We start from the raw sequence: 14,425 nt of genomic DNA on the forward strand, positions 1-14,425 counted from the left end.
TCTCAAGGACACGCACCAGGGCCGCCTGGGCGGCGAGGATGCCGATGCCGGCGGCGTAGGCGGAGAAGACGCCCGTCGGATAGCGCCCACCCGGGACGGCGGTGGAGATCTGCCAGTACATGAACGCCGCTGCGCTCCCGAGCAGGAGGACGCCGCTCACCACCGAGAACACGGTCTGCCCGAACCCGGCCCGGAAGCTCATCCACACGTAGCGGGTCAGCGGGCGGCGCAGCATGCCCACCGCAAGCGGTAGGGCCAGGGACACCGACAGGTATATCCCCGGGAAGATCAGGGTGCGTTGCGTGATCACGTCCGTCGTCCAGGGCAGGCGCGAGAACGCGTGGACCACCGCCCCTGCGTAGATCAGGCTCGCCATGGCGACGGTCAGATCCTGGGTGCGCTTGAAGCTCCGCCAGGCAGGGGTATGAGCCATCCGGGCAATGTAGGCGCCCAGCGGGGCGGCGCTAAGGCGAAACTTAGCGCTATGGTCGGCTGTGCCGCGACTCAGCCTCCTTGCAGGCCTCTTGGGCGCCCTGGCCGGCGGATCGGCCCGGGCGGGCGAGGTCCAGTGCCGCTTCGAGGGCGGGACGCTGGTCATTCCCGCCGTGATGGCCGGGATCGCCGGCGACTACATCCTCGACACGGGCACGGCCGAAAGCCTGCTGCACGACACCCGGGGCCGGTCCGATGGCATCGCCGCGGACAGCCTGACCGGCGACATAGCCTTGGCCGGCGAGATCGCCCGCGCGGTCCCGCTGAAGGTTGCAGACCTGGACGTGCGGACCTGGAACCTGCCCACGCCCGTGGCCGGGGTCATCGGGGCCGACGTGCTGAAGCCCTGGGTCGTGGACGTGACCTACGCACCCTGCCGCGTGCGGCTCTCGCCGCCCGGCCAGGCTCCAGACTTCCGCGGCCGCGCCCTGGAGCTTGCCTGGGACCTGGGCCGCCCGACGGCGATCGCCGCGGTGTCCGACGAGGCGCACGAGATCACCGGCCGCTTTGTGATCGCCACAGGCGACAACGCCCCTGTCCGCCTGGCCGACGATCTGGCCCAGGTCCCCGACGCCGCGCGGCCTGAGGAACTCTATCCCGACGGGATCTGGCTGGCCCGGCTTCCGCGGGTGCGCTTCGCCGGCGCCACCGGCCTCGACGTCGGCGCCGGCTTGATGAGGCCGACGGGCCAGGTGGCAGGCGTCCTGGGAGCCGAGGTGCTGGCCCACTTCCGCCTGCGCTTCGACTTCCCCGCCGCTCGGCTCGTGGTGCAGCCCATACGCTGAGGGCTCCGGATCGCTCCGGAGCCCTCGCGTTGTCGAAGAGTGCTGAACCTAGTGGGCGACGCCCTTCCAGACCCGCTTGTAGCTGAACCACAGCAGGATCGAGAACAGGAACAGATAGATCATGGCGCCCAGGCCGAACTGCTTGCGCTCGGTGGCCTTCGGATCCGCCGCCCACGCCAGGAAGGCGGAGACGTCCTTGGCCTGCTGCTCCAGCGTCGATGGCGACTTGTCGTCGAAGGTCACCAGACCGTTCTTCAGCGGGGGCGCCATCGCGATGAAACCGCCCTTCGGCACGTGGTGCGGGTCGCCGGACCAGGCCGCGGTGAGGTCGCCGGCCATGTAGGCATTGTAGTGTTGGCCCGTGCCGACCTTCAGGCCTGCGGGGGTGGGCGCATAGCCGGTCAGCAGCGAATAGATGTAGTCCGGGCCGCCCTCACGCGCCTTGGCGATCACCGACAGGTCCGGTGGCAGGGCGCCGCCGTTGGACGCCCGCGCCGCGGCCTCGTTGGGGAACGGGCGCGGGAACTTGTCGGCGGTGCCGGCCGCGCGCTGGATGGCGTCGCCCGTCTCCCCATCGATGTCCGGCACCTGGATGTCGGCGGCGAGCGCCTTCACATAGGGGTTGTCGTTGGGGTTCTTGTACTCCGGATCGTAGAACGGCCCGCCCTTCTGGCCGAGGTTGCGGAAGTACAGCTGGCTCATCGAGTGGCAGGCTGAGCAGACCTCCCGATAGACCTTGTATCCGCGCTGCAACTGGGCGGTGTCGAACTTGCCGAACGGGCCGGTGAAGGACCACTCGACCTCACGGTGCTTGTAGCCTTCCGTCGACGCGGCGGCGGGAACCGCCACCAGGGCGAGGCCCAGCGCCGCGAACGCGATAGCTTTGCGCAGCATCGGGCTCAACCCCTCTTCTCAGGCGACGACACCGCGCCCGCGGGCGTGACGGCGGGATGCGACAGGACTGGTTCGGATATCCCCTCCGGGATCGGTAGGGGCGTCTCGGTGAGGCCCATCACTGGCGTGATCACCCAGAAGTAGACGAAGTAGTAGAGGGACGCGATCCGCGACAGCCACACGAAGCTGTTCAGGTTGGCGTCCAGAAACTGCGGTCCGGCAAGCCCGGCGATGACCGCGTCGTCCGGCGCCCGCGCGCCGCAGAAGCCGAGGATGATGCAGTCCAGGACGAAGATCAGGAACCACAGCCGCATCGCCGGGCGGTAGCGCATGGACCGCACCTTGGACGTATCCAGCCAGGGCAGGACGAACAGGGTGCCGATGGCCCCGAACATGGCGATCACGCCCATGAGCTTGTCCGGAACCGCCCGCAGGATCGCGTAGAAGGGCAGCAGGTACCACTCCGGAACGATGTGTTGCGGGGTCACCAGCGGGTTGGCCTTGATGTAGTTCGCCGCATCGCCCAGGGCGTCCGGCGCGTAGAACACGAAGGCGCCGTACATCAACAGGAACACCGAAATCGCGAAGCTGTCCTTCACCGTGTAGTACGGATGGAAGGGGACGGTGTCGTCCTTCGACTTCACCTCGATGCCCTTGGGGTTGCCGTTGCCGGGCACGTGCAGCGCCCAGATGTGCAGCGCCACGACCCCGGCGATCACGAACGGCAAGAGGTAGTGCAGCGAGAAGAAGCGGTTCAGCGTCGGGTTGTCGAGCGCGAACCCGCCCCACAGCAGGGTGGTGATGTGCGGCCCGATCACCGGGATCGACCCGATCAGGTTGGTGATCACCACCGCGCCGTGGAAGCTCATCTGGCCCCAGGGCAGCACATAGCCGAAGAAGGCGGTGGCGATCATCAGGAGGTAGATGACGCAGCCCAGCAGCCACAAAACCTCGCGCGGCGCCTTGTAGGAGCCGTAGTAGAGGCCGCGGAACATGTGGATGTAGACCGCCAGGAAGAACATCGACGCGCCCGTGGCGTGCAGCCCCTGGATCAGCCAGCCGTAGTTGACGTCGCGCTTGATGCGCTGGATCGAGTCGAAGGCGAGATCGACGTGCGGCGCATAGTGCATCGCCAGCACGATGCCGGTGACGATCTGGATGCCCAGCATCAGCGCCAGGATCCCGCCGAAGGTCCACCAGTAATTCAGGTTCTTCGGCGTCGGGAAACTGACGATGGTGTCGTAGCCGAAGCGAACGATCGGCAGGCGGGTGTCGAGCCAGCGCTCGAAACCGCTCTTGGGTTCGTAGGTGGAGGGTCCGGCCATCGGTTCAGCCCACCTTGATCTTGGTGTCGGACAGGAAGGCGTAGGTCGGCACCTCGAGGTTCTTCGGCGCCGGACCGCTCCGGATCCGTCCAGAGGTGTCGTAGGTCGAGCCGTGGCACGGGCAGAACCAACCGCCGTATTCGCCGCCGCCGACCGTCGGCACGCAACCCAGGTGGGTGCAGGTGCCGACCAGGATCAGCCACTCCGCCTTTCCCGGCTTATGGCGCGCCTCGTCGGTCTGCGGGTCCTTGAGGCCGCCCGAGTTATCATCCTTGATCGCCGCGGCGATCTGCTCCGGCGTGCGATGGCGCACGAAGAGCGGCTTGCCGCGCCACTTCACCACCACCTGCTGCCCGGGCTCGACCTTGCTCAGGTCGAACTCGATCGACGCCAGCGCCAGGGTGTCGCCTGCCGGGTTCATCTGATCGATGAGCGGCCACGCAAGCCCGCCGACGGCGCCGGCGGCTGCCGCCAGGGTGGCGATATGGATGAAGTCACGCCGGTTCGGATCACCCGAGGCATGCGGGTCGGGATTCGCGCCCACGACGGTGTTGGCCACCTTGAAGCTACCCTTCGATAGAGGCCCGAGGCGTCCGCCGGCGGGACCTGAAACTTTGCGGAGAGAGACAGAGCGCCTGGCACGTTACACCGGGGTTGGGTGCGAACTGCACCATTCCCTCGTGATTCGTCCCTTGCCGCCCCGGCCTGTCCCGCTGGACGAGGGCTTAGAATGCGTTTGGTCCTTTTTCAACCGGCCATTCCGCAAATCCACCGCGACGCCGCCGGCGGAACGGCTTCCCAAGGCCCGTCGGAAGCGGCTAGCAAGCTGGACATGTCCGCCCTGCCCCCCGAAATCCTCGCCCGCCGCGACCGCGCCAAGACCTGGTTCGAGGCCCTGCAGACGCGCATCTGCGCCGAGCTCGAGCGTCTGGAGGACGAGGCGCCGGACGACCTCTTCCCCGGTCCCCCCGGCCGCTTCGATATGCGCCCCTGGACGCGCGAGACCGGGGTCGGCGGCGGCATCGGCGGCTTCCTGAAGGGCCGGCTGTTCGAGAAGGCCGGCGTCCACACCTCCGCGGCGCTGGCGCGCTTCTCCCCGGAGATGGCGGCCACCATGCCCGGCGCCGACAAGGACCCGTCCTATGTCTCGGCCAGCATCAGCCTGATCGTCCATCCGGTGAGCCCGCGAGCGCCCACCGTGCATATGAACACCCGCTTCCTCTCGACTGCCGAGAGCTGGTTCGGCGGCGGGGCGGACCTGACGCCGATGCTGGACGAACAGCGCAGCCAGGATGCGGACGACGCGGTCCTGTTCCACGCCGCCATGCAGGCCGCCTGCGACGCCCACGACCCGGAGTGGCACGCGAAGTACAAAGCCTGGTGCGACGAGTATTTCTACCTGCCGCACCGCAAGGAGACCCGCGGCGTCGGCGGCATCTTCTATGACCGCCACAACTCCGGCGACTTCGAGCGCGACTTCGCCTTCACGCGCGACGTGGGCGATGCGTTCCTGGAGGTCTATCCCAAGATCGTCCGCTATCGGATGAGCGAGCCGTGGGGCGAGGCGGAGCGCATGCAGCAGCTGGTCCGCCGCGGCCGCTATGTGGAGTTCAACCTGCTCTACGACCGCGGCACCATGTTCGGTCTCAGGGCCGGCGGGAACATCGAGACCATCCTCTCGTCGATGCCGCCCATGGTGGCCTGGACCTAAGCGCCGACCGAGACCTACAGCAGGGCGCCGCGACCGCCGGGGCGCAGCTCCGCAACCCCTACTGACCGCGCAGGAAAGCTCTGATCCAGCCGCCCACGCGCGCCCGGTCATCGGGGCCCGCGAGGCTGGCGAGCGCCCGGTCGGCCTCCTCCTCGGCGTAGGCCCTGCCCCGCTGCGCCGTGATCAGGTCGGCCGCGAAGGCGGGCTGGAACTCCGGGTGCGGCTGCATCGAGATGGCCGGCTGGTCGCGCCAGGCCAGGGCGGCGAAGGGCGTGAATTCGCTGGCCGCGATCACCTCTGCGCCCGGCGGCAAGGCTGCCACCTGGTCCTGGTGGCTGGCCGGAAGCCGGATGGCGGCGGCGCCGTCCATCCACGGCTCGGCGCTCAACACCCGATAGTCGTGCTCGCCGATGCCCCACCCCTTGGGCGACTTGATCACCTGGCCGCCGAACGCCTGGGCCATGGCCTGGTGGCCGAAGCAGACCCCGACCAGCTTCGTCCGCCCCTTGGCCGCGCGCAGGAAGTCAAGCAGCTGGCCGATCCAGGGATCGTCGTCGTAGACTCCGGCCGAGGCGCCCGTGATGATGTAGGCCTCGCACTCCTCCGGCCGCTCGGGAAGCTCGCCTTCATCCGCCGCGTAGGTCCGCCACGCGTAGGCGTCGCGGCCCAGCAGATCCATGAACATGTCCGGATAGGTCCCGTATTTCGGGATCGCGGGCCGTGGCGGCCGGCCGGTCTTGAGGATCCCGACCTTCATCCTGCGCCCCTTCCCCTCCCCCTACGAGGGCGGAGAGGCAGGCCCGGAACCGGGTTCAATAGGCCAGCCCCTGCACCACCGACTTCAGCTTCTCGACCGCGCTCATCCGGTCGTCGATGAAGTCGTGGTCGATCCACCATTCCTCGACCTCGCGCAGCACCTGGCCCACCATCGGTCCCTTCGGGGCCCCGGCGTTCATCACGTCGGCGCCGGTGAGCGGGAGGGAGGGCCGCACCCACCCCTCGGCAAGCGCGATCATGCCGCGCCACTGCATGGTGGTCGCCGTGCGCGGCGAGGACGCCCAGGCCAGCTTGGCCCGGTCGCTGAACGTCTTCTGTCCGGAGCGATAGCCCTCGCGGCGGCGCTCCCGCGGGCTCATCCAGCTCTTCAGCACGGGGGTGGGCGACAGCGCCGCGACGATCCGGTCGCGGTCCGGATTGGACAGCCGCAGCCGCTCGGCCAGCCGGCCGGCCGCCAGCTGATCGTCGGGGAGCAGGGCGGCCAGGCGCAGGACGGGATCGCACTCGAACAGTTGCTCGGCCTCGATCTCCGCCAGGGCCTCGAACCGGGCCAGGTTGGCCTCGCCTCCCAACACCACCCCCAGCACGCCGGTCTCCGCCATCAGCCGCACCGCCGCCCGCGGATCGTCGGCGGCCAGAAGTTTCAGGAGCTCCTTGGAGATCCGCTCGGCGGCCAGGGTCTCGATCCGATCCTTCAGCTTCGCGCAGGCCGCCACGGCGGCGGCGTCCGGCTCGCCTTTGCCGAAGTGGGCGTAGAACCGGAAGAACCGCAGGATGCGCAGGTAATCCTCATGCAGCCGCCGCTCCGGCTCGCCGACGAAGACGATTCGTCCGGCCCGCGTATCGGCCACGCCATGGCCGGTGGGATCGAAGATCGTCCCGTCCCGGCTCGCGTAGAGCGAATTCAGCGTCAGATCGCGCCGCTGGGCGTCCTCGCACCAGTCGTCGGTGAAGGCCACAGTGGCGCGGCGCCCGTCGGTGGAGACGTCGCGGCGCAAGGTGGTGATCTCGTGCGGCATGCCCTTCGACACCGCGGTGACCGTGCCGTGCTCGATGCCCGTTGGTACGGCCTTCAGCTTCGCCGCCGCCAGCCCCCGGGTCACCCGGTCCGGAGTCAGTGTGGTGGCGATGTCCAGGTCGTCGACCGGCCGCCCCACCAGGGCGTTGCGTACGCTCCCGCCCACAAACCGCGCGCAGTCGGGGCCGCCTTCGGCCTCCAGCGCATCGAACACCGCCGCCGTCGCCGGCGCGGTCATCCACGGCCTGACGCCCAACGACTCGGTCCCGCGGCTTTCGGTCATCCCAGCGACGCCCCGTAGAGCCGCCCGTGCAGGGCCCGCAGGATCCCGGCCGTCGCGCCCCAGATGTACTTCTCCTCGTGAGTGGTGGCGTAGAAGCGGCGCAGTTCTCCGGACGGCAAGGCCCGCTCGTGCTGCTCATAGTTGGCCGGCTCCATCAGCCAGCCGAACGGCGTCTCGAAGATTTCCGCGACCTCGCCCGGGTTCGCCATGAGGGTGAACCCCGCCCGCACGAAGCCGACCACCGGCGTGATCAGGTAGCCGGAGCCGGTCTGGTAGGGCGTCGACAGCCCCACCGGCGCGACGAACCGGGGCTCCAGGCCCACCTCCTCGTGCGCCTCGCGCAGGGCCGTCTGGAGAGGCGTCTCGCCGGGGTCCTGGCGCCCGCCCGGCAGCGCCACCTGGCCGGTGTGGTTGCGCAGGGTGTCGGACCGCCGCGTCAACAGCACGCTCAGCCCGTGGTCACGCTGGATCAGCCCGATCAGCACCGCCGCCGGGGTCAGCTCCTCGACGGGCAGATGCGTCCAGCCATCGGGGGACAGGTCCCCGTCTCCGCCCCGCGGGCCACCCTCCACCGCCGCGTGGTCGCCGACCGGGTCGAGGTGCTGGGCGATCCAGTCGTGCAGCTCATGCGCCGGCGCGGCGTCGTTCACAGGACGTGCGCCTGCGCTGGTCCCACCGGGAACCAGGCGCCGTTGGAGGTCACGCCCAGGGTTGGCCCGTCCGGGGTGGCCCGCTCCTGCGCCATCTCCACCAGCTCGTAGAACACCGGGCGGGAAATCAGCGCCTCCAAGCCGCGCCGGACATGCACGTAGGGCCGCGGCGCGCCGTCGGGCCCGATCTCGATGCGGAGCGGATTCTCCGGCCCCGCCTCGACGGTGTCGCCTACGTTGGTGAGGAACCTCAGCGCCTCGCCCTCCCGGTCCATCCGGACAGCGATGAAGGGCGCGTCCTCGACGGTGATCTTCATCTTCTCGACCGGAGTCACCAGCCAGTAGCCGTCCGGGTCCTTGCGCAGCACGGTGGAGAACAGCCGCACCAAGGCCTCGCGGGAAATGACCGCGCCCTCGTGCAGCCACCGGCCGTCGCGCTTGATCACGATGTCGATCTCGCCCGATTGCGCAGGATTCCACAGGTGCACGGGCGGCAAACCGCGCCCCGGCGCCTGTTTTGCCGCGGCGACCACGCCGTCAAGTTTCGTCGAGAACTCCGCCATTCCTGGAAGGTAGGCGTCGGGCGGAGTCGGCTCAAGCACGCCGTCCCCGTGCGTCTGCCGCACACGAGAAGCGAGCGGGGCGCTTCAGCGCGCTCCGACCATCCCGCGCAGGTCGACCGGCGCGAACCGGCGCGCCAGCACGCGCTTCGGATCCACCGGCCCGGGCATCATCACGTCCGGCGCGACCTCGAAGCCGAGCGGGCCGAAGAACGGCAGGTCACCTACCAGCACCACGGCCGCCTCGCCGGCAGCCTGCGCGGCCGCGCAGGCCTGCTCGACCAGCAGCGCGCCCACGCCGTGCTTGCGCTCGCTCTCCTCCACCGCCAGGGGTCCGAGGAACACGATTGGCTGGTCGCCGCAGGCCGCCCGCCACATGCGCACGCAGCCCAGCACCCGATCCTCCCGCGTATGGACGAAGCTGAGTTCCGGCGCGAAATCAGCGAGCTCGCGCACCCGCTCGGAGACCTTGGCGAAACGTCCGGGTCCGAACGCGCGGTTCAGCAGCGCCTCGATCCTGGGGCCGTGGTCGGGGAGCTCGTTGACGAGGGTCAGCGCCGGCGCTGGCCGGCAAGGCTGCAGGGACATGGTTGGGTCTCGAATGCGGATGACGACGGTGCGGCGCGGACGTCAATGCGTCAGCCTGCCGTGGGTTCAGTTGGCGCCTAGGCCAGCGGACGTCGTCGCATCGGGGGGCCCTCCGGGCCATGGTCGAGGTGGGCGGACATAGGGGCAACGCACCGCTGCGTCAACGCCATTGCGACCCGGGTCGGCGCAGGGCAGGTTCGCGGGCCTCTCCATGACCGACGCCCACCTGCCCCCAGCCGACGAGCCCGTTCCCTCAGCGCGCGCGCTGCTGAAGGAGCGCGACTATCTGCTGTTCTGGGGCACCCGCTGGTTCGGCAGCTTCGCCAGCCAGATCCAGAGCGTCGCCATGGGCTGGCAGATGTACGCGCTCGCCCGCCAGGGGCACTCGGTCAACGAGAGCGCGCTCCTGGTCGCGATGCTCGGGCTGGCGGCCTTCTTGCCGGTGCTGCTGCTGACCCTGCCCGCCGGGGAGGCGGCCGATCGCTACGACCGCAAGAAGGTCATGCTCGCCTGCCTGGCGGCCGAGATCGTCAGTGTGTTCACCTTGGGCTTGGCGACCGTCCAGGGCTGGACGTCCCCGCTCCTGCTCATGGACATCGCCGCCCTGTTCGGCGCCGCACGCGCTTTTTTCGCCCCCGCCAACACTGCGCTCGGCCCCATGCTCGTCCCGCGCAAGCTGCTCCCGCGCGCCATCGCCTGGAACTCGCTGGCCTGGCAGACCGCCTCGATCCTCGGGCCCGCGGTCGCCGGCTTCCTGCTCGTCCGCTCCGCCGAGACCGCCTACTTCACGACCTTCGGGCTCTACGGCCTGGCCGCCGTGCTGGTGTTCATGATCCGCGCAAACACCAAGCCGGCGCTTAACCCGGGCTCGCGGTGGCAGCTGATGATGGAGGGACTGGCCTACGTCTGGCGTCAGAAGATCGTCTTCGGCGCCATCTCGCTGGACCTGGCCGCGGTGATCCTGGGCGGCGCCACGGCGCTGCTGCCCGTGTTCGCCCGCGACGTGCTGGTGATCCACGAGGGAACCTATGTGCTGCTTGGCCTCGAGATCGAGTTCACCCGCGCCACGGCCTTTGGCCTGCTGCGCTCCGGCCCCGCGATCGGCGCGACCCTCGTGGCGCTGACGCTCGCCGCCAATCCGGTGCGCAGCCGCGCCGGCATGGTGATGTTCCTCGGCGTCGGGGTCTTCGGGCTGGCGACGGTGGTGTTCGGCGTCTCGACCTCGATGTGGCTGTCGGTAGCGGCGCTGGCCGTGCTGGGCGGCGCCGACATGCTCAGCGTCTACGTCCGCCAGACCCTGGTGCAGCTGGTCACCCCCGATCACATGCGCGGCCGGGTTGCGGCGGTGAGCTCGGTGTTCATAGGCGCATCCAACGAGCTGGGCGAGTTCGAGAGCGGGGTCGTGGCCCGCTTCCTGGGCCCCGTGGGCGCGGCGGTGTTCGGCGGCGTCGGGGCGATGATGGTCACCGCGCTCTGGGCCCGCCTGTTCCCCGACTTGCGCCGGGCGGACCGGCTCGAATAAGGGTCTCCCATTCTTTTCGGGAGATTTCAGTCATGGGCGCATTGGAAGGCAAGGTTGTCCTCGTAACGGGCGGCGGCAACGGCATCGGGCGTGACGCCGCCCTGATCGCGGCGCAGGAAGGCGCCAAGGTGGTCGTCAACGACCTGGGCGGGGGCCTCAAGGGCGAGGACGAAGGCTCCGCGACAGCGGCCGAGTCGGTGGCCCAGGAGATCCGCGCGGCGGGCGGCGAGGCCGTCTCCAATTCCGACAGCGTGACCAACCTCGACGCCGTCTACGGCATGGTGGAGCTGGCCAAGAAGAGCTTCGGCGGCCTGCACGCGGTGATCAACCCGGCCGGCATCCTGCGCGACACCATGTTCCACAAGATGACCGAGACCGACTGGGACGCCGTCATCGCGGTCCACATGCGCGGCTCGTTCAACGTGGCCCGCGCCACCATCGAGCTGTTCCGCGAACAGAACGACGGCGCCTACATGTTCTTCACCTCCACCTCGGGGCTGTTCGGCAACATCGGCCAGGCCAACTACGGCGCAGCCAAGATGGGCATCGCCGGCCTCTCGCGGATCATCGCCATGGAGGGCGCCCGCAACAACGTGCGCGCCAACTGCCTCGCCCCCATCGCCTGGACTCGGATGACCCAGTCGGTGCCGGTCAAGGACGAGGCCGCAGCCGCCCGCCGCGAGGTGATGGCGAAGACCATCCGCGCCGACCAGCCCGCCCGGTTCGCGGTGGCCATGATCACCCCGGCCGCCGCGCATGTCAGCGGACAGATCTTCGGCTCGTCCGGCGACGACATCATCCTGTATTCCCAGCCCCGGCCCATCGAGACCGTGAACAAGGCGGAAGGCTGGACGGTGCAGTCGATCCTCGACGAGGCGGTGCCGAAGCTCGCCCCCAAGTTCTTCGACCTGAACCGCGGTCCCCTGCCCGGCGCCCAGCAGCCGGCGAAGACGCCAGCCTGACGCCAATTCTGCTAGCGAATACAACGGCGGCGGACCCCGGTCCGCCGCCGAAACTGTTAAGCTGGCGCGTCGGTTGCCTCGTGCTGAAGCATGAGCATGGGACTGACCCATTCTGACACGCCCGCCCGGCAGACGGCCTTCGCCGTGGCCCAGCAGGCGCGCGCGAACGCCCAGGCGGCCCGCGCCGCGGCCGACCGCATGCGGACCACCGGCGGCCCCGGCACCGTGCAGCCCGCGGTCAAGGTCGTCGAAAGCCCCGCCCAGATCCGCGACAAGGTGATGGCCGAGCGTGGGGTCGACCGCCTGGACCTCATGCGCCTGTCCGCGCAGGCCCGCCTGGAGGCCGAAATCTCCATCCAGGCCGAGACCGCCGAGCGCGCGCGCCGGGCCAACATCCGCACCGCCGGCGTCTTCATCGACCTGAAGGTCTGAGCCGGCCCTCAGAGCCGATGGCGCATGCGCCAGTCGTCGCGCGTCATCTCCCAGTACACCGAGCGCCGGATCGTGCCGTCCGGCCGCACGGCGTCGCGCTCGCCCATCCGAACGAAGCCGGCGGCGTCGATGCCCTTCTGGGAACGGATGTTGTCCAGGGCGGCGGTGAGGCACATCATCCGGACGCCGAGGGTCTCGAAGATCCAGCCGAAGGTGTGCGCCATGCCGGCGCTGCCCCGGCCGCGGTTCTGCAGGTCCGCCCGAACCGCCCCCGCCAGTTCCGCGGCCGAGCGCTCTGGCCACACCACGATGTGCGAATAGCCGGACACCTCGCCCCGCTCATCCAGCGTCACCAGCAGCAGCGCCTCGCCGGCCAGCGCCTGGGCCTGGTTCTCGGCCACCCAGCGGGTGACGCTGTCTTCGGTGATCGGCCGCGGCAGGTCGTAGATCGGCCCCGACACCCGCTCGTCCGACAACAGCGCCACGAGCCCCGGCACATGCTTCAGCTCCGCCCGCGCCCGGCCCATCCCCAGGCTCGACACATCCGCGTGGCGCACGGCTTCGCGGATCGCCTCGGCCTCTGCCGGCGACGCCTGCAGCACCGTCTTCGGTGGGGCGCTCATGAGGCCGCCAGCGCCGCCAGGGCCGCGCCGTCCAGCCGCCGCACGGTCCAGTCGTCCATCTTGCCGGCGCCCAGGCTGTCGTAGAAGGCGATGGAGGGCGCATTCCAGTTCAGCACCGCCCACTCCAGCCGGCCGAGGTCGGCCTCGACGCACCGCTGCGCCAGCCGGCGCAGCAGCGCCTTGCCCGCGCCCACGCCCCGCGCCTCCGGCCGCACGAACAGGTCCTCCAGGTAGATCCCGGCCCGGGCCCGGAACGTGGAGTAGTTGTAGAACCACAGCGCAAACCCCACCGGCTCGCCGTGGTGTTCGGCGATCTCGCAGAAGCAGCGCGGGTTCTCCCCGAACAGGTCGCGGCGCACGTCCGCCTCGGTGGCCTCCACCTCGTGCAGCAGCCGCTCGTATTCGGCCAGCTCGCGGATGAACTCCAGGATCAGCGGGGCGTCGCCCACCGTCGCGACGCGGATCGAGACGCTCACAGTGCGGCCATGTCAGGACACCCCCAAGGCGCTGGGCGAGAAGTCGGGTTTGCGCTTTTCGCGGAAGGCGGCCATCGCCTCCTTGCTTTCGGCGGACCTGAGCTGGGCGGTGAAGTGGACGCCCTCCTCCTGGATGCGCGCCGTGATCGCCTCGACATCGCGCATCAGCCGCTTGGTCGCGGCGACGGCGCCGGGCGGCTTGGCGGCCACGGCGACCGCGGCGGCGCGGGCCCGCGCATGCAGCTCCGCCGGCGAGACCACCGCGTTGGCGAGGCCCCAGGCCAGTGCGGTCGGGGCGTCGACGGTCTCGCCCAGCACGAACATGGAGAAGGCCCGCGCATGCCCGATCCGCGCCGTCAGCAGCAGCGATGAGGCGGCCTCCGGGGTCAGCGCCAGGTTGGCGAACGGCGTCGTCAGGCTGGCGTCGTCGGCCAGGTAGACCAGGTCGCAGTGCAGCAGCATGGTCGCGCCCACGCCCACCGCGCGGCCGTTGACGGCGGCGACGACCGGCTTGCCGGAACGCGCCAGGGCATGGACCAGCGGGCTGCCGAACCGGGGCGGTTGCGTCGATGCCGACGCGCCGGCGGCGGGCGCGGCCCCCAGCTCGGAGACATCGCGCCCCGAACAGAACATGTCGCCGTTCGCCTGGATCAGGATACAGCCGATGGACCGGTCATCGTCCGCGCCCTCGATGGCCGCGCCCAGGGCGGCGTACATCCCGTCGTTCAGGGCGTTCTTCTTCTCCGGCCGGTTGAGGGTCAGGGTCAGCACGCCCTGCGATCTGTCGATGAGCACCTGATCGGTCATCGCGTCCCTCCGCTCTGCCGGCGCCGCTTAGGTCACGGCCCGGTACCAGTCGATGCCGGCGGCGTCGCGCTCCCGCACCGCCTGTCCCCGCGCCATTAGGCAGTTCAGGTGCGCCTGAGCCTCGCCGGTCGCCATGCCCAGGACATACTGGTCGATCTTGCGCCGGAACAGCACGTGGAAGACGTCCACCACCCGCTTCGGCTCTTCGATCAGCTTGTGCAGCCGCTCCAGCCCCCGCTCATGACCGGTGATCAGGTGGTCGATCCGCGCGTGCAGCCCGTGGAACGGCTCGTTGTGGGCCGGCAGCACCAGGACGTCGTCCGGGATCCGGGTCTTGATCCGCGCCAGCGACGTCAGCCACTCGGTCAGCGGGTCGCCCTCCGGCTCGGTGGGGAACACCGACACGTTGGAGGAGATCTTCGGCAGCACCTGGTCGCCCGAGATCATCAGCTTCAGATCCGGGCAATAGAGGCAGGCGTGCTCCGGACTGTGACCCGAGCCCACCACGATCTTCCACATG

Annotated in this window: 17 protein-coding genes and 1 pseudogene; 5 read left to right on the plus strand and 13 right to left on the minus strand. The window is 69.8% G+C overall.

Features of this window, described 5'->3' with window-relative positions; genetic code table 11:
• Positions 1–433, minus strand: a 433-nt coding sequence (locus QZV94_RS07145; protein WP_293677120.1) for a hypothetical protein, incomplete at its 3' end; no start/stop codon positions are given.
• Between the two features lie 61 nt (positions 434–494).
• Between QZV94_RS07145 and QZV94_RS07150 the strand changes: the two genes are divergently transcribed.
• On the plus strand, positions 495–1,277 hold the full coding sequence (locus tag QZV94_RS07150; protein ID WP_293677121.1) for a hypothetical protein: 783 nt from the start codon (positions 495–497) through the stop codon (positions 1,275–1,277).
• 48 nt (positions 1,278–1,325) lie between these two features.
• Here the strand turns inward: QZV94_RS07150 and QZV94_RS07155 are convergent, their stop codons facing one another.
• The 3 genes from QZV94_RS07155 to petA are packed head-to-tail and all read right to left on the minus strand — an operon-like array spanning position 1,326 to position 4,055.
• Complete coding sequence (locus QZV94_RS07155) at positions 1,326–2,171, minus strand: cytochrome c1 (RefSeq protein ID WP_293677122.1); 846 nt, start codon at positions 2,169–2,171, stop codon at positions 1,326–1,328.
• Between the two features lie 5 nt (positions 2,172–2,176).
• On the minus strand, positions 2,177–3,496 hold the full coding sequence (locus tag QZV94_RS07160; protein WP_293677123.1) for a cytochrome b N-terminal domain-containing protein: 1,320 nt from the start codon (positions 3,494–3,496) through the stop codon (positions 2,177–2,179).
• 4 nt (positions 3,497–3,500) lie between these two features.
• Positions 3,501–4,055: a ubiquinol-cytochrome c reductase iron-sulfur subunit gene (gene petA / locus QZV94_RS07165; protein ID WP_293677124.1), complete on the minus strand. Its 555-nt coding sequence runs from the start codon at positions 4,053–4,055 to the stop codon at positions 3,501–3,503.
• 273 nt (positions 4,056–4,328) lie between these two features.
• Between petA and hemF the strand changes: the two genes are divergently transcribed.
• Positions 4,329–5,207, plus strand: a complete 879-nt coding sequence (gene hemF / locus QZV94_RS07170) for an oxygen-dependent coproporphyrinogen oxidase (RefSeq protein WP_293677125.1) — start codon at positions 4,329–4,331, stop codon at positions 5,205–5,207.
• Between the two features lie 58 nt (positions 5,208–5,265).
• Here hemF and QZV94_RS07175 read toward each other — a convergent pair whose 3' ends face one another.
• From QZV94_RS07175 to QZV94_RS07195, 5 genes are all read right to left on the minus strand, one after another.
• Positions 5,266–5,964: a type 1 glutamine amidotransferase gene (locus QZV94_RS07175; RefSeq protein WP_293677126.1), complete on the minus strand. Its 699-nt coding sequence runs from the start codon at positions 5,962–5,964 to the stop codon at positions 5,266–5,268.
• 55 nt (positions 5,965–6,019) lie between these two features.
• On the minus strand, positions 6,020–7,285 hold the full coding sequence (locus QZV94_RS07180; protein WP_293677127.1) for a CCA tRNA nucleotidyltransferase: 1,266 nt from the start codon (positions 7,283–7,285) through the stop codon (positions 6,020–6,022).
• The gene (locus QZV94_RS07185) at positions 7,282–7,935 is read right to left on the minus strand and encodes a CoA pyrophosphatase (protein WP_293677128.1); all 654 of its coding nucleotides are present in this window, start codon (positions 7,933–7,935) and stop codon (positions 7,282–7,284) included. Before QZV94_RS07185 ends, QZV94_RS07180 begins: the two co-directional genes overlap by 4 nt.
• Entirely contained in the window at positions 7,932–8,498 is a 567-nt protein-coding gene (locus tag QZV94_RS07190; RefSeq protein WP_293677129.1) for a DUF1285 domain-containing protein, read from the minus strand. Before QZV94_RS07190 ends, QZV94_RS07185 begins: the two co-directional genes overlap by 4 nt.
• Positions 8,499–8,582: 84 nt before the next feature.
• The gene (locus QZV94_RS07195; protein WP_293677130.1) at positions 8,583–9,083 is read right to left on the minus strand and encodes a GNAT family N-acetyltransferase; all 501 of its coding nucleotides are present in this window, start codon (positions 9,081–9,083) and stop codon (positions 8,583–8,585) included.
• Positions 9,084–9,294: 211 nt separating this feature from the next.
• On the opposite strand from QZV94_RS07195, the gene QZV94_RS07200 reads away from it, so the two are divergent.
• The 3 genes from QZV94_RS07200 (at position 9,295) to QZV94_RS07210 (ending at position 11,999) form a co-directional block, all read left to right on the plus strand.
• Positions 9,295–10,605 carry an MFS transporter gene (locus QZV94_RS07200; protein ID WP_293677131.1) on the plus strand — a complete coding sequence of 437 codons (1,311 nt, stop codon included), beginning with the start codon at positions 9,295–9,297 and terminating at the stop codon, positions 10,603–10,605.
• A gap of 32 nt (positions 10,606–10,637) precedes the next feature.
• Positions 10,638–11,567, plus strand: coding sequence for an SDR family NAD(P)-dependent oxidoreductase (locus QZV94_RS07205; protein ID WP_293677132.1), 930 nt, complete (start codon positions 10,638–10,640; stop codon positions 11,565–11,567).
• A 96-nt stretch (positions 11,568–11,663) separates the two neighbouring features.
• Entirely contained in the window at positions 11,664–11,999 is a 336-nt protein-coding gene (locus tag QZV94_RS07210; RefSeq protein WP_293677133.1) for a hypothetical protein, read from the plus strand.
• A gap of 8 nt (positions 12,000–12,007) precedes the next feature.
• Here QZV94_RS07210 and QZV94_RS07215 read toward each other — a convergent pair whose 3' ends face one another.
• The 4 genes and pseudogenes from QZV94_RS07215 to QZV94_RS07230 all read right to left on the minus strand — a co-directional run.
• Complete coding sequence (locus tag QZV94_RS07215) at positions 12,008–12,622, minus strand: GNAT family protein (RefSeq protein ID WP_293677134.1); 615 nt, start codon at positions 12,620–12,622, stop codon at positions 12,008–12,010.
• Entirely contained in the window at positions 12,619–13,098 is a 480-nt protein-coding gene (locus tag QZV94_RS07220) for a GNAT family N-acetyltransferase (RefSeq protein ID WP_293677135.1), read from the minus strand. The genes QZV94_RS07215 and QZV94_RS07220 overlap by 4 nt, the downstream gene beginning before the upstream one ends.
• A 12-nt stretch (positions 13,099–13,110) precedes the next feature.
• Positions 13,111–13,905: an enoyl-CoA hydratase-related protein gene (locus QZV94_RS07225; RefSeq protein ID WP_293677136.1), complete on the minus strand. Its 795-nt coding sequence runs from the start codon at positions 13,903–13,905 to the stop codon at positions 13,111–13,113.
• 27 nt (positions 13,906–13,932) lie between these two features.
• Positions 13,933–14,425: pseudogene (locus tag QZV94_RS07230) on the minus strand (MBL fold metallo-hydrolase); the annotation flags it as partial.

The sequence above is a fragment of the uncultured Phenylobacterium sp. genome (genome assembly GCF_902826855.1).
In the GTDB taxonomy this organism is placed as follows: Bacteria; Pseudomonadota; Alphaproteobacteria; order Caulobacterales; family Caulobacteraceae; genus Phenylobacterium.

Bases quoted from the DNA above. Each gene is read 5' to 3' on its own strand.
- QZV94_RS07155 (WP_293677122.1), bottom strand. From the start codon at position 2,171: ATGCTGCGCAAAGCTATCGCGTTCGCGGCGCTGGGCCTCGCCCTGGTG.
- QZV94_RS07160 (WP_293677123.1), bottom strand. From the start codon at position 3,496: ATGGCCGGACCCTCCACCTACGAACCCAAGAGCGGTTTCGAGCGCTGG.
- hemF (WP_293677125.1), top strand. From the start codon at position 4,329: ATGTCCGCCCTGCCCCCCGAAATCCTCGCCCGCCGCGACCGCGCCAAG.
- QZV94_RS07175 (WP_293677126.1), bottom strand. From the start codon at position 5,964: ATGAAGGTCGGGATCCTCAAGACCGGCCGGCCGCCACGGCCCGCGATC.
- QZV94_RS07180 (WP_293677127.1), bottom strand. From the start codon at position 7,285: ATGACCGAAAGCCGCGGGACCGAGTCGTTGGGCGTCAGGCCGTGGATG.
- QZV94_RS07190 (WP_293677129.1), bottom strand. From the start codon at position 8,498: ATGGCGGAGTTCTCGACGAAACTTGACGGCGTGGTCGCCGCGGCAAAA.
- QZV94_RS07195 (WP_293677130.1), bottom strand. From the start codon at position 9,083: ATGTCCCTGCAGCCTTGCCGGCCAGCGCCGGCGCTGACCCTCGTCAAC.
- QZV94_RS07200 (WP_293677131.1), top strand. From the start codon at position 9,295: ATGACCGACGCCCACCTGCCCCCAGCCGACGAGCCCGTTCCCTCAGCG.
- QZV94_RS07205 (WP_293677132.1), top strand. From the start codon at position 10,638: ATGGGCGCATTGGAAGGCAAGGTTGTCCTCGTAACGGGCGGCGGCAAC.
- QZV94_RS07210 (WP_293677133.1), top strand. From the start codon at position 11,664: ATGGGACTGACCCATTCTGACACGCCCGCCCGGCAGACGGCCTTCGCC.
- QZV94_RS07215 (WP_293677134.1), bottom strand. From the start codon at position 12,622: ATGAGCGCCCCACCGAAGACGGTGCTGCAGGCGTCGCCGGCAGAGGCC.
- QZV94_RS07225 (WP_293677136.1), bottom strand. From the start codon at position 13,905: ATGACCGATCAGGTGCTCATCGACAGATCGCAGGGCGTGCTGACCCTG.